We start from the raw sequence: 24016 nt of genomic DNA, 5'->3' as shown, positions 1-24016 counted from the left end.
GTCTATGCTTTTCATGCATAGACTATGAGTTTTTATCACTATTGTTTTTTGTATACAAGGATACAGGGATAATAAGCTTCTCATCCAATAAATACGATAGTCTTATTATTTTGAGTGGAAAAATCAACAGTTATTTTTCTCGACCAAAATTATCCCCTACTTCACAAGTAATCGTAATAGCTTCATCCTTACCATACGGTACAAAGGTTAGCTCCGATGCGTGCAAACATTGGCGTGTATAGGGCTTATTGCGCGTACCATACATAGCATCACCAATAATAGGATGGCCAATATGTTCCATGTGAACCCGAATTTGATGAGTTCTGCCAGTCAACAATTTAAAACGTAACAGAGTATTGTCTCCTTCATAACCGAGAACGGTATATTCCGTTTGAGCAGGCTGACCAAACTCATCGATAACACGGCGATTATCGAATACTGGATCTACCCCAATAGGCTCATCTACCATGCCATCCGCATCAATATGACCTTCTACAAGTCCTGTATAAATACGATCGATACGACCTGCTTGTAGCTCATCCGTATAATATTGTTGTGCTTCCTTTGTTTTACCAAATAGAATACACCCCGATGTATCTCGGTCGAGGCGATGCACAGGGCGAACCTTATGAACTACACCCTTTTTCGCATAATAACCAGCTATATAATTGCTTAAAGTGCAAGACTTTGTTTGCCCTGCTGGATGAACGAGCATAAAAGGAGCTTTATTTACAACTAAGGTATGAGCATCTTCGTAGAGAACGGTAATCGGCCCCTTTTCTACATCAACCCCATAATCCTTATCTTGTGGTAACTCCAAAGTTAATACATCACCCTTTTTAAGTACTCGCTGCGAATGAGCCACACGGCTATTAACTTTTACCCGTTTCTTGCGAAACATCATTTGGATATCCCGAGAGGATAAGGAAAATCGTTCCTTTACATATTTAGAAACCGTCAACTCAGTTGGTTCTTTCACCGTATATGTTTTCCAACTCATATTACCACCATTCGTTAATATACGTTTTTTGTTCAGGATAGAGAATATCGAAATAGTCTAACCATTCTTCGCTTACTGAAAGTTTCCCTTCAAACGCAAGGTCTCGAGCCGTAATTGTGCCCATTAATAACTGGCTCAACGCACCGACCTCAATGGTAATATCTGTTTCATCCTCTATCGTATCAGAAATCTTTTTAACGGATGGAGTTAATGCACTGCCATATTGTACTTCATAGCGACCTTCGTTCCAACTGCAAAGCCCATCTTTTACAGCAAAGGTCATTGTTATAGGCATCATCAATGCCTCTTGATTGACAGGAATTGCTTCGAAAGCAGCTTTTACATCTACAATACGACTCATCATATATGGCATGGTAGCGTGGCCAGTTCTACCATCAGGATAGAAGCGATAATATGTATCGTGAAGACCTTCATTCCAACGGATAGACGTACCTTGGGAACGGTGATTATAGAAATAATTCAATAATGCACGTTGTGCACGGCGTGTCGTGTAAGCCAGCTCAGTAACAGGAATTTCAGGCTGACCTAAACGATACACTGCGTAGCCTTCAATGACATGGTCATCGTTGCGCACTACAGCAACATTTACGCCTTCTGCAAAAAAGCTGCCTAACAAACGTTTCCATTCCTTTTCACCACGCTCTGCATAGCCAGAAAGACGAGCCGTATATGTTTTATATACTGGATCTAACAAAGTCCATTGATCTACGCTATTTAGCAAGCCAAAGCTCAACGTTTTATCTGTCATAGGGCGCAAGTCTTCTAGCGATATGGTGTTCACCCATTGATGAGCATAAAGTTCCCAACCATATTGCTGATAGAACGCCGCCTTGGATGGCATCAAAATCGTCATAGCTTGACCGCGTTTACGAAGCTCATCTAGTGCAGCAGTTAACAGTGCACCGCCTACACCACCACGGCGGGCTGCTGGATGCGTTGCAACGCCTACCATATAGCTCGTAGGCAATACGGCACCACGTACATTAAGATTGTATTGACGCAAATGAACGGTACTCAACAATTGGTCCTGTTCTAGGCCGACCATTGTATTCTCTGGTTCATAACAATTTGTAAAATAATATTGGAAGAATAGATCTTCCTTTGGTTCAAAGCAGTACGCCCATAGATTTTCCACATGAGGCGTATCTTGAGCCGTCGCAATTCTAAATTCCATAATTATGTCCTCGTTATATCATAAGAGCCGTTATCTATCTGTCGCGTCACAGCGTATAATATCTAATCTGATCTAATTTAAGCACATCATATCGCCATGATGATACAATAGTTACATTCAAATAGATAGGCTAACAATTCTATTATAACAAAATGAGCTATGGAGCACATCGGCTTCATAGCTCAAATTTTTATTTACCGCCTGTCGCATTATCAGCTTCGTTAGCATATACTGCGTCATATTTTTCAGCAAAATGATCTGGGTTATAAGATTCTTTTGCTTGACGAAGGCCAGGCAAACCCATATCTTCTTCGCGGTTGATAAATTCTACTTCGCTAAATTCATGACGAATGAATTCATTATTGATAGCTTGATACAAACCACGAATATCTGGATTTGCTTTTTCAATGTGAATCAAAGCAATTCTGTCATTGAGAAGCTCACCGATACTAAAGGCTTCGACACGGCCGAATAGTTTAATAGCACCGCCCTTAAGTCCCAACACATCCCAGTTATCAAATAACAAATTGATGGCTATCAATTCATCTTCGATACCTTCTTCATGATGCGTTTCTACCCAAGATGCTGCCGTTTCACGACATAATGGAATAATATCATCTGTAATCGGCACATATTCATAGTTAGAATATTGCATGCGGAATTGGTTTAAATGGTTTTTCTTTTGACGGAATTTCTTACCAGACAAGTTGATAAGATCTTCGGACTTGTAAATGTATTCGTAGTTATCGCGGTCAGGTGTAAATGCATAGCGACCAGGACATAGGTCTTCCATGCGTTCTTTTACATCTTTGCTAACGCCTTTAAATCGGAACGGCAATTTATTTTCTACGAACCATTCTTTAGCACGCAACAAACCATCAAGGAACTTTGCATCTTTACCAGCAAATGGAGGCAAAAGGAATGGCTCACGCTTGCCACCACCTTGGATGTACAATACGCCATTTTCTTCAGCCCAGCGAATACCGTACGGATCTTGCCACATAAACAATGTAGTAAAGCAATTATCGGATGCTTCATAATGATGTTGTTCAAAATATTTGTCGATTAATGGTTTATCTCTCAATTCAAAACGTTTAAATTCTAAAATAATAATCCCTCCTATCAGATTCCTCTTTTGAGGTTACTTTCACAATCTGTGAAAGTTTTGATTCCATCACATTTAAACATAATCCTAACAATCTAGTACTAAAATCTTAGGTCTCATAATTACAATTTTACAGATTCACCTAACACAAAGGTGCCATCCGTCGTAATAACCTTATCACCTTCGTTTAAGCCAGAAATAATGGCTACGTCATCGCCTTCAGTGATGCCTACCTCAACAACACGTACATCAACTGTATTATTCTCAGTCAATACATATACATATTTCCCATCTTGATTTTCCCGAACCGCCTTAGTTGGAACGGTCAGCATCTTGGCTTTCACATTAGATTCAATAACGAGTGTATAGAATTCACCAGCCTTGATTAGGCCTTTCTCATTATTGAAAGTGGCTTTCACAAGAACACTTGGCACATTTTCAGGTTGAGTAATATCTACGTAAGTCAATTCACCTGGTAATTCTTGGTCACCTACCTTGAGAAGTACCTTCATGCCATTCTTCGCTTCAGGTGTACCTAATTTCATAGCCGCATCACGAGGAATGCTGAGGGATGCAACCATCGGCGTAGATTGCTGAATCATCATAAATGGACGGTCTGCAATCGCCATTTGACGGTCTTCGTTATAGATAGATGTTACAGTACCTGCTATAGGAGCCACGATTGTAGATGCCGCCATCTGAGCCGATACTTGTGCGATTTGTGCCTCAATGGCTGCCGTATTGATGCCTCCGCCACCACCGGTTGTAACTGTTGTAGTTTGTGGTTGAGATCGTTCCAAAATACGATCATATTCTTTTTGTGTGATTATGCCCGCTTCACGCATGCGTTGAGCCTGTTCCAGTTGAGTACTGTCTATAGATGCTGCAGTCGTAGTCGTCACAGCTGTGGCATATGATTGTGATTGGGCTTGCGCTAATTGTCCTTGCAAGGATGCTAGCTGTTGTTGTAAAGCCGATGTATCTACAGTTGCCACAGTTTGACCTTGCTGTACTTGATCGCCTACTTTCACGGCATACACGACCTGCCCCGTCAAGGTCGGCGTTATCGTCGCCTTATTAAGGGCCGTTACATTGGCATCATTATGAATCTGCAACGGCATATCCTTGTACGTTACCTCTGCGACGGATACGGTTTTCGTACCACATCCCGCAATAGCGAGTGTCATAATCATAACGCCAAGGATAGCAATTACAGAGCAAAAACGATTTATTTGCATTCTGTCACTTCCTATCATATTGATTTTTATCAATACCTTAGTATATCATAAAATCAGTTAGAATTGTATGAAAGCTAATTCCTTTAATTTATGAATATAACGGAGGTTCTCATGGAAGAACGGATGGACTTTAGGATTTTAAATAATGGTAGCTTTATTCCCTCCATCGGTTATGGTACCTATAAAACAGGTACCGAAGGAGAGACTGAACAAGCTGTTTCCAATGCACTTAGCGTAGGCTATCGTTTACTCGATACGGCCGCCTATTATGGCAATGAAGAAGCCGTGGCTAAAGGAATCAGAGCATCTGGTATTAAACGAACAGATATAATCATCACTACTAAAATTTGGCACACTGATGCGGGCTACGATAATACGATGCGTGCTGTTGAAAGCTCCTTAAAGAAATTAAATACCAACTATATTGACATCATGCTGGTGCATCAACCACTGGGTGATTACTACGGTTCTTGGCGCGCCATGGAAGAATTATACGATCAAAATGTACTTCGTGGGTTAGGCCTATCTAACTTCTACGAGGATCGCCTCATTGACTTGTTGTACCACTGCAATGTAAAGCCGGTGGTCAACCAAATCGAATGCCACCCGTTCAACCAACGTCAATCACTCTTACAATTGATGAGAAAGCATCAAGTTGTAGGCATGGCATGGTCTCCATTTACCCGTGACCGCCAACCGATTTTTGACCATCCAATCATCAAAAGCTTGGCGGAAAAATACGGTGTTTCAAAACATCAAATCATCTTGCGTTGGCACATCCAACAAGGCATCATTCCATTGCCAAAGGCAAATAACGTGAGCCATATGGAAGCTAACTTCGATGTATTCGATTTCAAACTCACCAACATCGATATGGACGTTATGGAACTACTAGACCAACAAGACTTCTTGGAAGACCATCATACTGCGCCAGGTCTTGAAAGACTTTTACAACTAAAATAAAACATAAAACCACGTATATCTAACCTTTCATAGGAATAGATATACGTGGTTTATTTTATCTTGTTACATTAAATATGGCTTGTACAAGAATCATATACGCTACAGTTCCTGCCCCAATAGACATGAACATATTTCGCTTCCACATATGAAGCCCCACTGTAACTAAGAATGCAATTAATTCAGGAAGTCCGTAAGGATATATTAGAACTACAATATCTTTAAAAGTGTACACAACAAGCAGACCCATAATCGCTGCAGGTAAAGCTTTACCTAAGTACAGTACAAAGTCTGGCGCCTTTTTACCGGGAGGGAAAATGAGAAAAGCAGCAAATCGTGTAAGCAATGTACCTGCTACTACAATAGCAACAGTAATGACTATTTCAAAACTAGTCAAGATGTACACCTCCCCACTTATACGCTATATAACATACTACGAGCATACACCCCATAGAAGCAAGCATAAATAAGGATTTTCCCGTTAATAGAAGCATTGCTAGGGCTACAACGGCTCCAACAGCACCTAAGCCTCGAATATTATTACTTTTAGCATTAAATAACATTTCAAGGAATATAACAATAAATAAGCCAGGTAATACAAAACCAATACCTCGCAAATCTACAGATGCTAATAAATCGCCGAACAATCCCCCTACAAGAGTACTCACAACCCAGAAGATATAATTAAGCCACGATACATGGAAGTAGAACCATTTTTCATCTACATCATCGGGTAACTTCGTAGATACATTAATTGCAAAACTTTCATCACACATCCACGCAACTGTAGGAAACCACTTCCATCCCATATGCACATATCGCTGTAGTGCAGATAGACCATAGAAGAAATGACGCCCATTGACAAACAAGGTCAACATAAAAGTATTCACTGGATCAAAGCCTGCCATTAACAGCCCAATAGTTACGAACTCCATGGAGCCTGCAAATATGGTACTAGCTAAAACAGGAGCGGTCCACCAAGGAAACCCTTGACTGGTAGCATACAAACCAAAGCCTACTCCAAGAAAGAGGAAACTAAGCCCCATGGGAATCATAATCGGAAGTGCAAAAGAAAATGCACTTCTATTTTTTATTTTATTTATAGGGAGCGCCTCCTTTCCATATCATACAAGTTTACACTGTTAATCCCCTTAATTATAAGGCACGCATTAAAATCTCGCGAGCTACTTCTGGTGTTACATCACCATTTTCACCAAGTTGTGTCATGCCATGGTCCTCTAATTGTTTCACAATTTTATCAACTGCTTCTTCACCAAGACCATAGTCTTTCAAATGCGTAGATACGCCAAGGGACTCGAAGAATTCACGAGTTTTAGCGATAGCCTTGTCCGCTTTTTCTTCGTTTGTACCTTCTGTAATATGCCATACCCGTGTAGCATATTGTGCCAATTTTTCAAGTTTGTCTGCTTTTTTCACTTCTAACAATGCAGGTAATACGATAGCCAATGTAATACCATGGTCAAGATGGTACGCCGCAGTTAACTCATGGCCAATCAGATGAGTTGCCCAGTCTTGTGGCACGCCGGCACCAATTAAACCATTTAATGCCAATGTAGAGGCCCACACGTGGTTAGCACGAATATCGTAGTTTTCTGGATTTTCTACTGTTTCTTTGCCGATTTCAATCATAGTTTTTAAAATACCTTCGCTGAAACGATCTTGAATACGACCTTCTACAGGGTATGTTAAATACTGCTCTGTGGTATGCACAAAGGTATCGATAACGCCATTCTTAACTTGTCTTTCAGGCAAGGTGAAAGTCAATGTTGGATCAAGCATGGAGAACTTAGGGAATACTAAGCTACTGAATACAGGGTATTTACCGTCACCATAAGTAATAACTGCACCATTGTTCATTTCGGAACCAGTTGCAGGTAGTGTCATAACTGTGCCAAATGGTAATGGATTTGGTACCATGTCTACCGGAACCTCTGGCACACCAACTTTCATTACCTCAATAACGGGACCATCATAGGTAGCACCCATAACGATAAGTTTTGTAGCATCTACTACAGAACCGCCGCCTACAGCGAGAACGAAATCTACGCCATGTTCTTTAATGAAAGCTACCGCACGTTCACAAGTTTCAAGAGATGGGTTTGGCTCAATACCACCAAACTGCTCAACCTTGCGGTTACCAAGAGCTTTCACAATGCGATCAATAAGACCACTGTGCACAGCGGAGCCACCACCATAAGTAATGAGCACCTTTGCATCCTTTGGTACCAATGTATCTAATTCATCTAAACGGTCTTTACCAAATACGATATGTGTAGGGTTATAAAAATCAAAATTATACATACATCCTCCATTAATCCGACATATAGATATATGAATCCATATTAGAATTATACAAAAATATTTAAAATATAAATTTACTACCTAGCGATCACACATTCAATATAACACATTAATCAATATATTATATTGAATTGTATTATAAATGAGCTAGAATTTCACCATAGTTTTAATCTATAGCTAACTGATATGCTTTTATCATATACAAATCCCCTTCATCCATGATAGGATATAACCATTATAAGACTTGAAAGGGATGATTATATGAAATTAAAAACATTGTTAGCACCATTACTTATCGGTGCTCTTGCATTTGCTATCGCTGGTTGTGGTAGTACATCAAATCAATCAACACAAACACAAAAAGAAATCAAAATAGGTGCTACATCTGGTCCTCATGCACAAGTAGCTGAAGCTGTAGCAAAAGAAGCTAAAAAACAAGGAATCGATCTTAAAGTAGTTGAATTCTCAGACTATGTAACACCTGATAAAGCCCTTGCAGATGGCGATATTCAACTGAATGCTTATCAACATGTACCATTTATGGAAAACTTTAACAAACAAAATGGTTCCAACTTAGTAGCAATCGGTAAAACAATTTTGGTGCGTATGGGCTTATATAGTAATAGCGTACACAGCGTACAAGATGTACCTGAAGGCGCTACTGTTTCTATCCCAAATGACCCTACTAATGGTGGTCGTGCATTAGCATTATTAGCTAAAGCTGGATTAATTACGTTAAAAGATGGTGTCGGCTTCAAAGCAACAGTTGCAGATATCACATCTAACCCGAAGAATATAAAGATTCAAGAACTAGAAGCAGCTCAATTACCTCGTAGTCTAGATGATGTAACAATTGCAGTTATTCCAATGAACTATGTGCAAAGTGCTGGTCTTAGTGTAGAAAAACAAGGTTTCTTCTTCGAATCTAAAGATGAACCACTAACAGTTATCGTACTTGCAGTTCGTAGTGAAGACAAAGACAACGAAACATACAAAAAAATTGCAGATATTTACAAATCTGATGCTATTAAACAATACATCGACGAAACATTCAAAGGCACTATTACAACTGCCAACTAATAAAGTTTATATCGTCACTATATAACTAAAAAGAGATGCCCCAATGATTACAATCATTGGGGCATCTCTTTTTTACTCTTCTGTATCAAATGTAACATCTAATGGTTGACGCTCTACAATATTGCGATATCGTACTTTAGGATATCCCATAAGAATGCCACCAGCTACAATTTTATCATCAGGTACACCTAATTCATCTAATAATGGTTGGTATTCAGCTTCTCCAGCATGTTCAAAGAAACCAGCCCAACAAGTACCAAGGCCTAAAGTCGGCGCATATAGCTCAGCATAAGACAAGCAAGAGTGACCACTATCATGGGTACGATGAATATCTTTTTTAGAGCCAATTGCCACTACGAGAGCCGGCGCATCGCGCAAGATATACTCCTTGCCTTTATCTACCTCTGCTTGAGCAGCACGAGCATAGAGACGCATAATCGGTACTGTTTTTGCAGCCAGATGCATCCACTCTAGAACAAGATCAGCAATACGGCGCAACGTTTGTTTATCTCGGATTACTATATACGAAATACCTTGTGTGTTAGTCGCTGTTGGCGCCATTCTTGCAACGTTTAGCACTTTGCGAATGAGCTCTACAGGGACTGGTTTATTTTGATAATTACGAATAGAGCGGCGACTACGCATAAATAGTTCAGCTTGCTCAGGCGTTAACTTAGGTTCCTTTGTAATATCGATTTGCTCCTTACGCGGTGTCATATCGCTATCAAGAGCAAGCGTTGGGCATACGGAAATACAATGCCCACAGGAGATACAACCTCCCCTGCCAGTTACAGGTCCAGCATCGGACATCACCAGCAATCCGGTCGGACAGTCAGCAACGCAAAGGCCGCATCGTGTACAGACTTCTGTATTGACGGTAAATAACATCTGAATATCCTCCAAATACTACTATAAAGCCTATTATAACATACAAAATCAAGTCATATCTAGTTTTAAACAATTATTCTAATTGTATTGGGACTCAACTAACATTTGTTCATTCGCTTTTAGGATGGGGCCCCGTCTCATTAGTACAACTTGGTAAAAAAAGTAAGAATACGCTTGCTCCGTTCTTCTCAAAGTCGCTGCACAAGCGTATTCTTACTTTTTTATCACTGTATTTATAAAGATGTCCCATCCAAAAGCGTAAATAATCTAGCTAATACTTATATAGAGTCATTACAGTTACACCTTGAAATAAATCATAGAAAACACTATCATTTTACACATTATAATAAACTTTATAGTAGTGGCGCCATGCCCACCGTATGGGAAGGACTAGCCAGAGGCTAATCTACTGGCTAGTCTTAATGCAAATTCAGTCAAAACTACTTAGCCGCTCTCGCCTCTCCGCTCCTCTAATTATAAAAGCATATTGAGTAAATATCGAATGTAGCTTGTCATGGGGCCGCTCTGTATATTAGTAGGGTAAGTCGCTTTGCTATGGGACTAATTTACATCAGGTATTATAAAAATGAAACTGGGTACCTCTGCAGCGACTTTACGAAGGACGGAGCAAAGAGGTACCCAGTTTTATTTTTAATTAAGTTGTCGCAATGAAACGGGGCCCCATAGCAATCGACGTAGAAACTACTTATATGCTAGGGCCCCATCACAAGCGAAAACCACATTTACTCAAATGCTTTTATAAGCTCCATGTATTGCGCTTTATGTGTCATTCTCCAGGTCCCAAAGTCTGGTTCTGCGGATTGGTTTAGAATATTTGCCAAAGATTCCAAAAATTCTGGAATTTTTGTAGCTACAATATTGCCGGCCATTTTACCGAAGTTTTCAGAGCCCATGTGTTCTGAGCCACCGTCTACAAGGATAAATGCTACCATAGGTTTCTTATCTACTAATTTTACAGCACCATGGAAACCAATTTCGCCAATTTGGTGTGTACCACAGGAGTGTGGGCAACCAGATATATGTAAACGAGGTAGTTTTCTTGTATCTATGCCCTTTTCTTCAAGGTGTGCGAAGATATCTTTCAAAAGACCGTTAGAGTCTTGCATACCAATCTGACATATAGTAGAACCAACGCAAGATACGGAACGGCGGAAATCATTTTTAGCGCTGTCATCAGTTAATTCCGCAATTTTGCGTGCTTCATCAGCTGTGAGATTGATGAAGAACAATGCTTGGTCTGGCGCAATACGTGCTTCAACTTGATCAAGTGTCACCGCATAGTCAAGGGCCGCCAGCAAGTGTTCAACGTTCGCATCGCCACCTGCCGGATGGTATTCTACATAGTATAACCCGTCTTGTTTTTGACGGTGAATACGATAGTTTTCCACAGAAGCATCACGCTTACCAGTTTTTGTAATTTCATAAGCGTAATCAGCCGGATTAATACTTAGGTGTTCTACTTCTTTTACCATAGCTAGGGTTTCTTCATAGATTTTGATGAAAGCTTCCGCCCCACCCATTTCAGCAGGCATGTAACGAGTACGAGCCTTACCGCGGTTTTTGAAGTTACCATGGTTAGAAAAGACCATAAGCATAGCTTTCACATGGTACAAAACATCCTCAGGCGCTACATCATGTGCCACCGGAATACCAATGCGAGGATTAGGACCAATACCGCCACAAGCATACACATCAAAGGTATTGTGTTTTGTTAAGTTAAAACCTAGGTCCTTGAACGTAGAATGTGGGGTACTATCAAAACCATTATCTATGCCCATTTTAAATTTGCGAGGAATCTTGATATAGAACATTTGCTCCATAAGAAATTCACTAATAGCCGTTGCATATGGCGTAATATCTAGAGTTTCACGAGGATCAATGCCGCGTAAAATACTAGCTACCACATTGGGATTATCACCACCAGCACCACGGTTGTAAATACCGTGATCATAACATTCCTTATAGAGCTTTAATATTGTATCACCATCGAGGCCGTGCATTTGTAAGCATTGGCCAGTAGTGAAATGTACGTGTTGTAGGTTATATTTACGAATGGAGTCCGCTAAAAACTGCATGTGCTCGCGCGTCATGCGGCCACCATTGAAACGCCAACGGCTCATACCAGTATTTGCACCGCGCTCAGCGTAACTACCATAGGCACCGGACTGCCCTTTATAATCTGCAATAGATAGTTCTTTCTTATAGAACTTATGTGTCATATCCTCAAACTTTGGATAATCTGCAATTAATCGATCTTTCAATTCTTGTGTAATCATACTATTACCCTCTTGGCTTATATTTATTAAGCATAATTCGTAACTTTATAACGCTTAGTATACCATATATGCATAAGTATGTTAGTAGCTAAGCTCACAATTTCAATATCGATTCTTAATAATATAGTTTACAATCTGTAATAATTATCACTTTTAAAAAAGGCAAAAGAGGCTGTAACCAAATGTGGTTTTACCACATTCAGCTACAGCCCCTTTTTATAATAATTATATGATTAAGTGTTGCTAGTTTTTATACGCGACCTTCGTTAGGATTATTGTATGCGTCTTTATCGATAGTTCCCATGATTTTATCTACTACGAGAGCATTTGTTAAGGAACCAGATACGTTCAAGCATGTACGGCCCATGTCGATCAATGGATCGATAGCTAAGATTGGACTAATGGAGGTGAAGTATGCACCAAGGCCTGTCCCACTAAGGGATACAGATGCCGCCATTGTAGCCGTACCTGGCACGCCTGCGATACCAACAGAACCAATAGCAATAACGATAACACTCATGATGTACATAGTCATATCGAATGGAATATTGGCTACATTAGAGATGTACACCACAACAAGTGCTGGGAACACGCCCGCACAACCTTGCATGCCCGCAGTAGTACCGAAGGAAGCTACTGTATTAGCAGTTGTAGCATTTACACCAAGACGTTTTGTCAAGGTCTCTACAGTTAATGGCAATACCCCCATCGAAGAACGAGAAGTGAAGGCCAATAAGAGCGGTGCTTTCGCTTTCTTGAAGTATGTAATCGGATTGTAGCCAAAGCTAGTAATCAAGATTGCTTGTACAACAAACATAATCAAAAGACCAACGTAAAGCAATACTACGAACAAGCCCATATCAAGAATAGCTTGTACACCGCGTGTTGCCAATGTAGAAGCTAACAAAGCAACTACACCATATGGCATAAGACCAATTATGAAATCAGCTACCCAGGAAATCAATTGGTGAAGTTCATCAAATAGTTTTGTGAACACCTCCATAGAGTTTGTCCCTGTTTGTTTTAATAGACGAGCTACGCTACCCAAGATAATTGCAAATACAACAATGCCGATAACATTTGTTTCAGCAGCCGCTTGAATTGGATTGCTTGGGATTAGTGCTCGGAATGTATCAACCATAGGTTTGATTTCACGAATCTTCTTACCAGATTCAACAATATCAAAACCTTGACCTAAACCGAAGGCATTCCCCAAAATTAGACCGACTATAGCAGCAACGGCTACCATGCCGAGATTCGTAGAAATCATAGCAACTACTAACTTTTTGAGGTTAGCACCTGCCTCCATGTGCAAAATAACGTGAACAATAGAGATAAAAACGATAGGAATAACAAGCATGCGGATTAAGTCGATGAAACCTCCCCCTACGAGAGAGAACCACTTTGTACTTTCCTTGATGTAAACCACTTTGGATGGATCATCAGGGAAACCTGCAATAATTTGGACCGCTATACCAAGTACGGCACCAGCAATAGTACCAATAATAACAAGATTACCGAAGGATGTGCCCTTGCGTTGCAATACATAAATACCTATTAACACGAGCACGAACACCGCGATAATACCAATACTTAGTGGATTGCTTAACATGAGGTAATCTGTAAAGAATGGAATATTCATAATACACCTCTTTAATTCATATCACAATAATAGGTTATGAACTTAGTATAGCATATATCGAAAAAAATACAAGTACAATATTTAATTTTTGATAACATTTAATGTATTCTGTAATATATGCACCAAAAAGGCGATTTTCTAAAAGAAAATCGCCTTTAGTAAATCTAGCTATTATATTATCTATTAACTAAGATATAGGTTACTTGGATAGGACCATGAGCACCATCTACAGTTACCAATTCGATATCCGCCGTACGGGACGGACCAGAAATCAAGCAGATATTTGTAGGGAACTTAGCTGGATCGTTATGATACCGTTCAGCCAAATGTTCCATTGTTTGTGTCATGCGAGGATTAATTGTGTCAGTATATAACACAGCAATATGTGTTGTAGGCAACAAACTAATCGCACGGCCAGAATCCTCACCAGAAGCTTGTACTACAGTAGCAGTTTCCGCAATACCGCAGTATGGGAATGTAATACCAATATCAGCATTAGCAGTATTAGAAACACATTCTTCACGACCTTTAGCTGGATCCCATTGGAAGTATGTACGAGTGCCGCCATTATTAGCTGCATCTTGTTCGAACAATTCTTTTAATTTATATTCTTCTACTTCAGGAGAGCTTGGGAATACAATTTTACCGTTTCCCCAGTCTTCGATAGCTGCCAAAATTGTTTCACCTAGTTTGTCAGGTGTAGTTTCAATGAATTTTGTACCAACACGTTGACATTGTTCCTTAAACATTGTCAAAATTTGATCGCGATTCAAATCTTGGAACATAGTTTCTTGAGGACCATGGCTATAATCAAAGCCTTCTACAAAAGCAGGGCACATTTCTTGATCACGGCCTAATGCACGAGATAAACGTGCAATAAATTGATTACGTTTAGCTACATCCATTATTTTTTCTCCTTCTTCTTGTTCTTTTCATGTTCAGCATACAAATCACGGAATTTCTTGAATTTCAAGGAACCCAATTCTTTAGATTTAGTCCAGCCATTCATAACTGGAATAGCTTGAGTCCATTCAGGCATGTTACCCTCTTTATTACTAATTAAGTTCATACCGATAGCACCAGCTTTTGTGCCAAGATCAAATAATGTTGCATTACCGAACATCTTAGCAGCTGCTGTGAAGATAGCTTCTTCTGCTTTTGGACGAGTCTTTTCAATATCAGCCATGATATGACGGTGCTCCATCAACAATTCATGCAATGGAATAGCTACTGGACAGTTCTCTGTACATGCACCGCATAATGTAGAAGCATATGGAAGATCGCCGGCTACATCGTAACCTTTGAATAATGGAGTCAATACAGCACCCATTGGACCTGGATATACAGAACCATATCCATGACCAGAAACGTGACGGTATACAGGACAAATATTCATGCATGCGCCACAACGGATACAACGTAGCATTTCTTGGAATGTCCCACCCAAGATGCCAGAGCGTCCGTTATCGATAATAATGATATGAGTTTCTTCGGGACCATCAGCTTCACCAGAACGCGCAGGGCCAGTCATCATGGAGAAGTAGTTAGAAATTTTAGAACCTACTGCAGAACGGTTCAACATTTCCATCATAACATCAAGAGCTTTAAAATCAGGAACAATACGTTCTGTACCTAAGAAGATCAATTGAGTCTTAGGAATAGAGCTAGCCATACGACCGTTACCTTCGTTGGAAACGATTGTACATGTACCAGATTCAGCAACTGCAAAGTTACAGCCGTTAACACCTACATCAGCTTTTAAGAAGCGCTCACGTACATAACCGCGTACAAAGTGAGTCATTTCCGTAGGGTTTTCAGTTCCTGTATAACCTAATTTTTCAGCGAAAATTTCGCGAATTTTGTTACGTTCAAAGTGAAGACCTGGTACTACGATGTGAGATGGAGGACTTACTGCAGTTTGCAAAATAAATTCAGCCAAGTCAGTTTCGTTAACTTCAATACCAGCTTCTTCTAACACTTCGTTCAAACCAATTTCTTCAGTTAAGATAGTTTTGGATTTAACGATCATTTTTGCTTCGCGTTGGCGAAGGATATCTAATGCAATTTGAGTTGCTTCTTTGTCATCGAACGCAAAGTGAACTTTAGAACCAGCTTTTTCAGCGTTGTCAGCAAATTGACTTACATAGTAATCCAAGTTGTTAAGTACGTGATCGCGAATTTTAGCCGCTTCAGCGCGGAAATCTAACCATTCAGGAACATCCGCAACTACTGTATTACGTTTATCATAAAACACGTCTTGTGCTTTTTTAATAGCTGCAACTTTGAAATCGTCAGCCAAACATTCTTTTATACGTGTTTTATAGGGGCGATTGTCATATATAAGTGCCATGTCGTCTCCTCCTTAACGGCAGTTTAAGATTTCAGCAATATGCATAACTTTGATACGGCGATCAATTTCGCCTTCTTTATGAAGACGATCAAGCATACCAGCGATGTTCATCAAGCACGCTTGGTCAGAACCGGAGATAACGTTGGCACCTGTGCCAGCAATTTCCAATGCTTTTTCGCGTGTCATAACTTCACTGATTTCAGGGTTTTTAACTGAGAAAGTACCGCCGAAACCACAGCAACGATCTGCACGTGGTAATTCAATCAAGTTGATATCTTTAACGTTTTTAAGGAGTTTGAAAGGAGGCTCTTTAATGCCCATCAAACGAGTTACGTGGCAAGATGTATGGTATGTTACGGATTCGTTGAAACGAGCCCCTACATCTTCAACACCTAATACGTCAGTAATAAATTGAGTGAATTCGTAAATTTTACCACTCAATTTTTCTGCGCGCGCCAACCACTCTGGTTGATCTTTTAAGAAATGATGATATTCATCGCGGATTGCAAAAGCGCAAGAACCGGACATGCTGACTACATATTCAGCGTTCTCAAAGCATTCGATTGTATTCTTAATTGCATCCATAGCTGCGTCATTGTAACCGGAGTTAGTAAACATTTGTCCACAGCATACTTGTTTCTTAGGTACTACAAGCTCACAACCTAATCTTTCAAGTACTTCTACACCAGCCATACCTACATGAGGGTAGAACATGTCAATCAAACACTGTTGGAAAAGATGAATTTTCATATTATCTTCCTCGTCTTTTCTAGTACTTAACCTAATAAAAAATTTTGATATGTATGTGTTATGGCAATTTTTAGTAGTGAATTTTTCGACTAAATTTCTGCCCTGAACATTACTTATGCTTTCAAATAAATATTCAAAAGCTCATCGCTATAATTATAAATTAATCATGTAGATATTGTCCAAAGAATTGCTATATTCGTATGTACCCTTTTATTTCTTATATCGTTATGACTTTTTGTAATAGTAAACATTGAATTTTATCACATCTATTATTTCATTTATCATTTTTTCTTGTAAAAGCCCCATGAAATCTAGATTTTGCGAATGTTTATCATTTTGCATTTTTAACTACTAGAAAATCAACTTTTATCTATATTTCATTCTATATTTATATAATCAAACTTAATTTTTCAAATTCATGTAAGTTTTATCCTTATATATTACATTTTCTTATAGTAGTGTATAAATTTAAAAAGTGTTATAATTTATTTTATATAAGTATAGTTTGAAAGGAGCCCTTTTCATGAAACTAAATAAATTATCTTTGTCTTTAGCAATTACATTGGCCCTTGGCTCTACATTCAGCATGGCTCACGCTGAAACAACTGCGACTCATATAAAATCCGAAGTATCTAATGTGGCTACTAGAGCTGAAGTTTCTGCTAAAGCGGATGAACACCGTGTTGATACATCTGTTAAAAACGATACTAAACGTATTGATACATCCGTAAAAAATGATGCTAAACATGGTAGCACAGTTGTAAAACGTGATGCAAAACATGCTGATGCATCTGCTAAAAACGCTGCTAAACGCACTGATACATCCGTAAAAAACGATGCTAAACGCGTTAACACTTCTGTAAAAAATGACGTTAAACGCATTGATACTTCTGTAAAAAATGATGTAAAAGAAGATGCTGTAAAGGTAGAAGGTAAAAAAGCTGTAAAAGCTAAAGAAAACTTACCTGCTGGTATATACCCCGACACAAAAGATAACTGGGCTCGCGATGCTATCCAAGCAATGACACAAGCCGGTTACCTTTCTGGTTATGCTGATAATACATTCAAACCTAGTGCACAAATTACTCGTGAGCAAGCAGCTGCTATTTATGGCAAAGTGCTACAACACAACTTAAACGAACAAGAATTAGCGGAGATTGCAACAAAAGAATCCTCTACCTCCTACTCTGACGTGGAAGCAGATCGTTGGTCTAGCTCTGCTATCAAATTAGTTAGTGCTGCAGGCGTAATGGAAGGCACATCTAAAACAGCTTTCACACCTAGCAAAACTATGGACCGCGAACAATTCGTTGCATCCGCCGCTAGCCTAGCTAAAAAATTAAATCTTTCTACACCTGTAAAAGCAGAAAAAGTAACATTTAAAGACGAAGCTAGCATCTCCTCTGCTTACTTGGCAGATATCCAATACATGGCTCAACGTGGCATCGTAGCATCTGGGGCAACAGAAAACTTTAACCCTAAACAACCTGTAACAAGAGCACAAGCGGCAACAATCTTGAACCGCATGCTTAATGGTGCTGGCCTTGCAACACCGAAACACAGTACAACTGAAGCTAAAGCTGAAACAACTGTAAAAGAAGATATAAAGAAAGCTGATACAGCAATCGAAAAAGAGGCCTCCAAAGTAAATAAAGATGCAAAAAAAGATATGTCCAAAACTGATAAAGACATGAAAAAAGAGGCAGAAAAGGCAGATAAAGTAGCCAAAGCTGATGCAAAAAAAGTTGAAAAAGACGTAAAAGGCAATAAAGATGCTGCAGTAGCTGAAAAAGCTGAACCTACTCACACAGTTCGCCCTGTTCGTCGTAGCACACTAAAAGCACTTGATCAAAAACAACAAGCTGCATTAGAAGACAAAGTATTTTCTGAATTAAATAAAACTTATAAAACAGAAGATGCATTCCAAAATTATGGCGTAATGTACTGGCGTGACAATCAATTACACGTAGCTTTGAAAACAGACAGCGATATTTCCACAGTAAAAGCCAACCTTGCAAACCGTGGTGATTCTACTGTAAATAACTATGTTGTAGTTGAATCCTCCCAATACAGCCAAGCTGAATACGATGCAATCGATACAAACTTCCGCAACTACTACAACAAAAATGAAAAAGCAGGTACAATTCTAGCTACATTCCCTGATGTAGAAAATAACCAACTTTACGCAGTTGTATCTACAGCATCTAAAGAAACACAACAAGGAATCTCTAAATTATTCGGTTCCAAAGTAAAAATGACAGTAAAACGCTAATCGGCGTTACACTTAACCAGCCAAGGCAGCGTATACTCGACAGTACTACGCTGCTTTGTTGTATATCACTATGCATGCCAACTAATTGACTTTGATGCGACGGATATAGCTTTTTATGCTGGTGAAAGTTTATATTCTACGGCTATCAAGCGCTAGCCTTTACCATGATTAGGAAGGATTTTTATGTACAAGAATACCCCTCACGCATTACGTGCCCTCGTACTCGGCACATTATTGACTACAACAGGCCTTGGTTTTGCTTCTGCAAACACAACCACTACAACTCATGCTCCTGCAACTACTGTTGAAGCCACTAAAATGGAAACTACTAGAGCAGATGTAGCTAAAACAGAAGTAGCTAAAATGGATGTTACTAAAACGGAAACAACCAAAATCGAAACAGCTAAAATTAAATCTACTAATACTGCATCACCTGCAATTGTAAACACCTCTATTGGTACACCTCAAGATATTCAAAAAATCCGCGCCCACATCTTTACAGATGTGCCTAGTGATTTTTGGGCGGCTAACTCGATTAGCACTGTAACAAAAGCAAACCTAATGAAGGGGTATTCCGATGGTACATTCCGACCTAACCAACCTATGACACGTGAAGAAGTAGCAGCTCTCTTCAACAATATCACGGATGATGGTACGGCCGCCTTTTTATCAAGTAAATTTAAAGATATTACATCTGACCGTTGGTCTGCTCTTGCTATTGAATCTGTAGCGCGCAAGAATATCATCAGCGGATATGGCGATGACACATATAAACCAGAAAAATATATGTCCCGCCAAGAGTTTGCGGTAGTAGCAGATAACTATATCCATTACTTAGGATATACCACTGAAGACCCAACAGTTCTTGATAATATAGCCTATGGAGACCAAAAATTTGTGGCTCCTTGGGCACAAGATGCCGTTCGCGAGCTTGCCTATCTTGGGTTCACAAACTACGCTCCAGGTACATTGTTTAACCCTGAAAAATATGTAACTCGTGCAGAAGCAGCGGAAATTGCGTACCGCATGACACAAACAGAACAAGCACTTGCCTTCCACAATACATTGTTCAAGCAACAAGTAGAAAACAAAACAGCTAATATCATCGACAAAGCATTAGGCTATGGCAATGATTTCACCAAATTCCGTCAAGACGGGGCCCTCTTCTGGGAGGCAGGCCAATTACATGCATCTTTAACAGATCAAAAGAAAACTGACCTCGTCTCCAACGCAATTACAGAGGCACATGATCCACAGCTAGATAGAACTGTAGTCGTATCAAAAGGTAAATTAAATCAGGCTCAACTAGAAGAGTATCAATCCGATGCCATTGCCCTTTACCAACAAAAAGAACCTCAAGGAAAGATTCTTTCCATCTCCCCAAATACTGATACGAGTGCCCTTCTCATTACCGTTGATTCTATTCAAAAATCGACGTTGAAAGCATTTAAAAAGAAATTCCATGATAATGTATTCTTACAATTACCACCAGAACCGCTTACAAAGTCAGACGGAAATATTCAATTCCCATTACCACCGCGCGTAAACTATTATAACGACAAACAATAACATAGAAAAAAAGAACCGCACCCTTAGGAGCGGTTCTTTTCACAATTAAACAGCTGTTACTATACACACATAATCGAATTTACACAGTTCGATTATTTTTTTGTTACATCATTTTCGCGGTCACGCAAGATACCAACTGGTACATATACCGTACCTGCGCTATGGATTGAATCTACGTCTTGTTGCAAGATCATTACAACGGAATAATCATCTGTTGTGTAGAATTCAGTAGGCATTTTATCGATACTTACATCGCCACCTAATTTATCTTTCACATCTTGATTATTATTAATCGCATTCACCAATTCTTTTTTATTAAGACCACCAAGATCGTACAAGGACAATTGTCGACCTGTTGTGGTGTTAAATGTGAAGCCTTTTACATAGTTTACACCATTGGCATCATGATCACGCATTGTATATGTATGAATCAATACGCTGAAAATACCGTTTTTATCTGTTTTAACATCATAGTACATAACTACATTTGTTTTATCAGATTCTTTAGCATTTAACTTTTCTACATCATTTTGTATTTTAGAAACATACTTTTTGATGGTCGTATTGATTGCTTTTTCTACCGCAGGGCTAACAGATTTAACCTCTGGGAATACTAAATCCAAATGATCTGTAGTAGATTCCACAGGTGATACAGCAACCTCTTTACGATCCATATAACGGTCCGCATTTGGAGCTACCACTTCAACTGCATTACGATCTACTTTAGACGCTTTAGAGCGCAACGCACGATTCTGCTCAGGTGTAGCAGTACTAGAAATACGATATGTTAAATCATTACGATTTACACGTTTCGCATTTGTTTGATTTGCTTGTACATTTACAGTATCTTGTGTTACAGGTATTACTTCGCTTGCTGCGAAGGAGACTACTGGCAATGCAGCAGCCATAATGATGAGTACAGACTGTTTTAATTTCATTGTTTAACCTCTTATTGTTCTTGCTCAGCTTTCATAGCAAGAGCTTCTTCTTTATTGAACTTGTGTGTAACAACACGGCGAACAAGATAGAGACCAGCGAATATGAATGCAAGCAATCCTAACCATTGTGCTGTGCTTTCAAATTCAGGACCTACTAATTCAAGTGGAGCTTCCCCACCACCAGTTGTAACAGACAATACAATAATAACAGCTATGATTACACCAATCAAGCTTTCACCAACGATCAGACCAGAAGCAAAGAGAACACCGCGGCGATTGGATTGCTCTACATCGTAGTCAGCAAGCTCACCGGCACGCATTTTAGCACGAGCTACAAGATAACGACCTACGAAGTAGCTGATGAAAGAACCAATAATAAGTGGTACTTCTAAAGTAGGTGGTAAATAAATACCCATACCAACAGCCAATGGAGGCAATGTTAAGGTAGCAGTTGTGCTCTTGAGAATCAAGTTGACGATAATTGCCACAACACCAACGCCAACGCCGATTAAGATATAATCCCAATCCATGCTAGAGTTGAAGATACCTTGCGCAATGGTAGTCATCAAAGTCGCTTGAGGAGCCGATAATGCAGCGTTTGGATCCATTTCAGCACGTGGTAACGCACCTGTGAAACCGTATGCTTGATAAAGCAAGTTAAGAACTGGAGCAATTGCAATGGCACCGGCTACAGAACCAAGTAACAAGGCAATTTGTTGACGCCAAGGTGTAGCACCAACGAGTTGGCCAGTTTTCAAATCTTGTAAATTATCATTAGAAATAGATGCAATCGCAATAACTACGGATGTCATAAAGATAGCCATAGCAGTAGCGAACTGAACACCTTCTTGTGTAGCAAATAAATTATTTTCCGCTGCGATAAAGTATACAACTAAGGAAGAAATAATAGTCGCTAAAATACCGATACCAGAAATTGGAGAAGCAGATGTACCGATAAGGCCTGCCATATAGCCACATGCTGCAGCTACGAAGAAGCCAATCAATAAAGCTACTACGATACCTACTACAACGAGTGTCCACATTAAACCTGCACTAATAGGTACGACAGATACGAAATCCCAGAATGTAAATACTAAGCCAATAAGAATAAGTATGAATACACCTAAAACGGATTTTGTACTCATATCTGTATCCATGCGATGCAATTCACGTTCTGCGGAGCTGCTATTCATGGATTTAACAGAAATTTTCATACCTTCGATGATAGGTTTGATTAAGGTAATCAAAGTCCAAATCGCAGCAATACCGATAGCACCAGCACCGATAAAACGAACTTTAGATTTCCAAACAGCCATTGCAAACTTGGCAGTAGCACCGCCATCTGGAGCAAACATATTAGTGAAGTAAGGTACGAAGCCAGCCCACGCGATGAGTACACCAACGAGGATAGCGATACCAGAAGCGATACCAATAAGATAACCAGCACCTAACAACGCTGTAGAGAAGCCCAAAGGAATTTGAGTAATCCCTTTGCTACCTACAGGAATCCAGAAGCTCATGCTATCGCCAAGCACTTTGAAACCATTTGCACAAAGGCTAATAAGGCCAGCTACAAAGCCACCGGACACAATGTCTGTCATACCGGAGCTAGATTGAGGGCCTTGTTCACCATTGTGAGAGCCAACCTTTAAAATTTCTGCTGCTGCACGGCCTTCAGGATATGGTAGATCACTATTCACTACCATGGCACGACGCAATGGAATAGTGAATAACACACCTAGAGAACCACCACATGCGCAGAGCAAAAACGTTTGCCAGAATGGAAAACCATTCCAATACCCAAGCATGAGTAAACCTGGCAAGATAAAGATAATAGCGGACAATGTACCAGCGGCAGAAGCCTGCGTTTGTACCATGTTATTTTCAAGAACATTAGAATCCTTGAAGAACCGTAAAATTGCCATTGAAATAATAGCAGCCGGAATGGATGACGAGAACGTCAAACCTACCTTCAAACCGAGATATACGTTAGATGCTGTAAAAATAACAGTAATCAATGCACCAAGTAGCATCCCACGTAACGTCAGTTCCGGCAGATGAAGGTCATGGCTCGTAAAGTCATGTTTCATAAGTACTTACCTCCTCTGTGAAATCATAAACTTAAAACAATATACTAAGCTACTTCCATTTTATCGTGTTAAAGCGATGATTTCAATATATATGCGATATTTATAATGTATACATATAAAAGATTATAAATTTAGCTTCCTCCAACAGATATCTTAAAAGGTCTATTCTGTACCCTAAACACTTTGTTAGGCGTGGTAGCCCACCAAAAGTCTCCAAAGCCACCTACCCCGCTCTGTGGGGCCGCTAAGTCGTTTTTGTAGGACCACCACGCTAATATATACCTAATCGTCTTACTATAAGAATAGACCTTTCATTATTC

General features: G+C 39.6%; 19 protein-coding genes. 4 read left to right on the top strand and 15 right to left on the bottom strand.

All coding sequences use genetic code 11. The annotated features are described in order from the left end of the window. Positions 1-130: 130 nt before the first annotated feature. The 4 genes from E6X37_RS07710 to E6X37_RS07695 form a co-directional block, all read right to left on the bottom strand. On the bottom strand, positions 131-1000 hold the full coding sequence (locus E6X37_RS07710) for an RluA family pseudouridine synthase (protein WP_077707686.1): 870 nt from the start codon (positions 998-1000) through the stop codon (positions 131-133). 1 nt (position 1001) lies between these two features. Next, positions 1002-2195: a GNAT family N-acetyltransferase gene (locus E6X37_RS07705; RefSeq protein ID WP_316689725.1), complete on the bottom strand. Its 1194-nt coding sequence runs from the start codon at positions 2193-2195 to the stop codon at positions 1002-1004. A gap of 190 nt (positions 2196-2385) precedes the next feature. Beyond that, a complete protein-coding gene (locus E6X37_RS07700; protein WP_331711869.1) occupies positions 2386-3321 on the bottom strand; it encodes a DUF2156 domain-containing protein in 936 nt (311 codons plus the stop codon). A gap of 101 nt (positions 3322-3422) precedes the next feature. Continuing rightward, positions 3423-4538 (bottom strand): efflux RND transporter periplasmic adaptor subunit, encoded by a 1116-nt coding sequence (locus E6X37_RS07695; protein ID WP_287501456.1) that lies wholly within the window; start codon positions 4536-4538, stop codon positions 3423-3425. Positions 4539-4649: 111 nt separating this feature from the next. On the opposite strand from E6X37_RS07695, the gene E6X37_RS07690 reads away from it, so the two are divergent. Then, positions 4650-5501, top strand: a complete 852-nt coding sequence (locus tag E6X37_RS07690; protein WP_123138141.1) for an aldo/keto reductase — start codon at positions 4650-4652, stop codon at positions 5499-5501. Between the two features lie 55 nt (positions 5502-5556). Here E6X37_RS07690 and E6X37_RS07685 read toward each other — a convergent pair whose 3' ends face one another. The 3 genes from E6X37_RS07685 to E6X37_RS07675 all read right to left on the bottom strand — a co-directional run bounded on the left by E6X37_RS07685 (position 5557) and on the right by E6X37_RS07675 (position 7820). Next, positions 5557-5895: a branched-chain amino acid transporter permease gene (locus E6X37_RS07685; protein ID WP_316069005.1), complete on the bottom strand. Its 339-nt coding sequence runs from the start codon at positions 5893-5895 to the stop codon at positions 5557-5559. Beyond that, positions 5888-6553, bottom strand: a complete 666-nt coding sequence (locus E6X37_RS07680) for an AzlC family ABC transporter permease (RefSeq protein ID WP_004694895.1) — start codon at positions 6551-6553, stop codon at positions 5888-5890. The genes E6X37_RS07685 and E6X37_RS07680 overlap by 8 nt, the downstream gene beginning before the upstream one ends. Before the next feature lie 100 nt (positions 6554-6653). Beyond that, positions 6654-7820 carry an iron-containing alcohol dehydrogenase gene (locus tag E6X37_RS07675; RefSeq protein WP_004694893.1) on the bottom strand — a complete coding sequence of 389 codons (1167 nt, stop codon included), beginning with the start codon at positions 7818-7820 and terminating at the stop codon, positions 6654-6656. 261 nt (positions 7821-8081) lie between these two features. On the opposite strand from E6X37_RS07675, the gene E6X37_RS07670 reads away from it, so the two are divergent. Beyond that, on the top strand, positions 8082-8900 hold the full coding sequence (locus E6X37_RS07670; protein ID WP_004694891.1) for a MetQ/NlpA family ABC transporter substrate-binding protein: 819 nt from the start codon (positions 8082-8084) through the stop codon (positions 8898-8900). Between the two features lie 72 nt (positions 8901-8972). Here E6X37_RS07670 and E6X37_RS07665 read toward each other — a convergent pair whose 3' ends face one another. The 6 genes from E6X37_RS07665 to E6X37_RS07640 form a co-directional block, all read right to left on the bottom strand. Next, positions 8973-9788: a nitroreductase family protein gene (locus E6X37_RS07665; RefSeq protein ID WP_004698259.1), complete on the bottom strand. Its 816-nt coding sequence runs from the start codon at positions 9786-9788 to the stop codon at positions 8973-8975. A gap of 743 nt (positions 9789-10531) precedes the next feature. Continuing rightward, complete coding sequence (locus E6X37_RS07660) at positions 10532-12085, bottom strand: nitrite/sulfite reductase (RefSeq protein ID WP_302131984.1); 1554 nt, start codon at positions 12083-12085, stop codon at positions 10532-10534. 250 nt (positions 12086-12335) lie between these two features. Beyond that, positions 12336-13727 (bottom strand): cation:dicarboxylate symporter family transporter, encoded by a 1392-nt coding sequence (locus E6X37_RS07655; RefSeq protein WP_008602231.1) that lies wholly within the window; start codon positions 13725-13727, stop codon positions 12336-12338. A 176-nt stretch (positions 13728-13903) separates the two neighbouring features. After that, entirely contained in the window at positions 13904-14632 is a 729-nt protein-coding gene (locus E6X37_RS07650) for a LutC/YkgG family protein (RefSeq protein ID WP_101928533.1), read from the bottom strand. After that, positions 14632-16077 (bottom strand): LutB/LldF family L-lactate oxidation iron-sulfur protein, encoded by a 1446-nt coding sequence (locus E6X37_RS07645; protein WP_012864877.1) that lies wholly within the window; start codon positions 16075-16077, stop codon positions 14632-14634. Before E6X37_RS07645 ends, E6X37_RS07650 begins: the two co-directional genes overlap by 1 nt. A gap of 12 nt (positions 16078-16089) precedes the next feature. Further along, entirely contained in the window at positions 16090-16827 is a 738-nt protein-coding gene (locus tag E6X37_RS07640) for a (Fe-S)-binding protein (protein WP_004694880.1), read from the bottom strand. Positions 16828-17350: 523 nt separating this feature from the next. Between E6X37_RS07640 and E6X37_RS07635 the strand changes: the two genes are divergently transcribed. After that, complete coding sequence (locus tag E6X37_RS07635; protein WP_316689724.1) at positions 17351-19099, top strand: S-layer homology domain-containing protein; 1749 nt, start codon at positions 17351-17353, stop codon at positions 19097-19099. 183 nt (positions 19100-19282) lie between these two features. Further along, complete coding sequence (locus E6X37_RS07630) at positions 19283-20668, top strand: S-layer homology domain-containing protein (RefSeq protein WP_316689723.1); 1386 nt, start codon at positions 19283-19285, stop codon at positions 20666-20668. A gap of 92 nt (positions 20669-20760) precedes the next feature. Here the strand turns inward: E6X37_RS07630 and E6X37_RS07625 are convergent, their stop codons facing one another. Together E6X37_RS07625 and E6X37_RS07620 are read right to left on the bottom strand one after the other, a co-directional pair. Continuing rightward, positions 20761-21606, bottom strand: a complete 846-nt coding sequence (locus tag E6X37_RS07625) for a polysaccharide deacetylase family protein (protein ID WP_316689722.1) — start codon at positions 21604-21606, stop codon at positions 20761-20763. Positions 21607-21617: 11 nt separating this feature from the next. After that, the gene (locus tag E6X37_RS07620) at positions 21618-23696 is read right to left on the bottom strand and encodes an OPT family oligopeptide transporter (RefSeq protein WP_012864880.1); all 2079 of its coding nucleotides are present in this window, start codon (positions 23694-23696) and stop codon (positions 21618-21620) included. Positions 23697-24016: the final 320 nt, after the last annotated feature.

This window comes from Veillonella parvula, assembly GCF_032550495.1.
GTDB lineage: Bacteria > Bacillota > Negativicutes > Veillonellales > Veillonellaceae > Veillonella > Veillonella parvula_G.
This window is presented reverse-complemented; position numbering and strand designations above follow the sequence as displayed.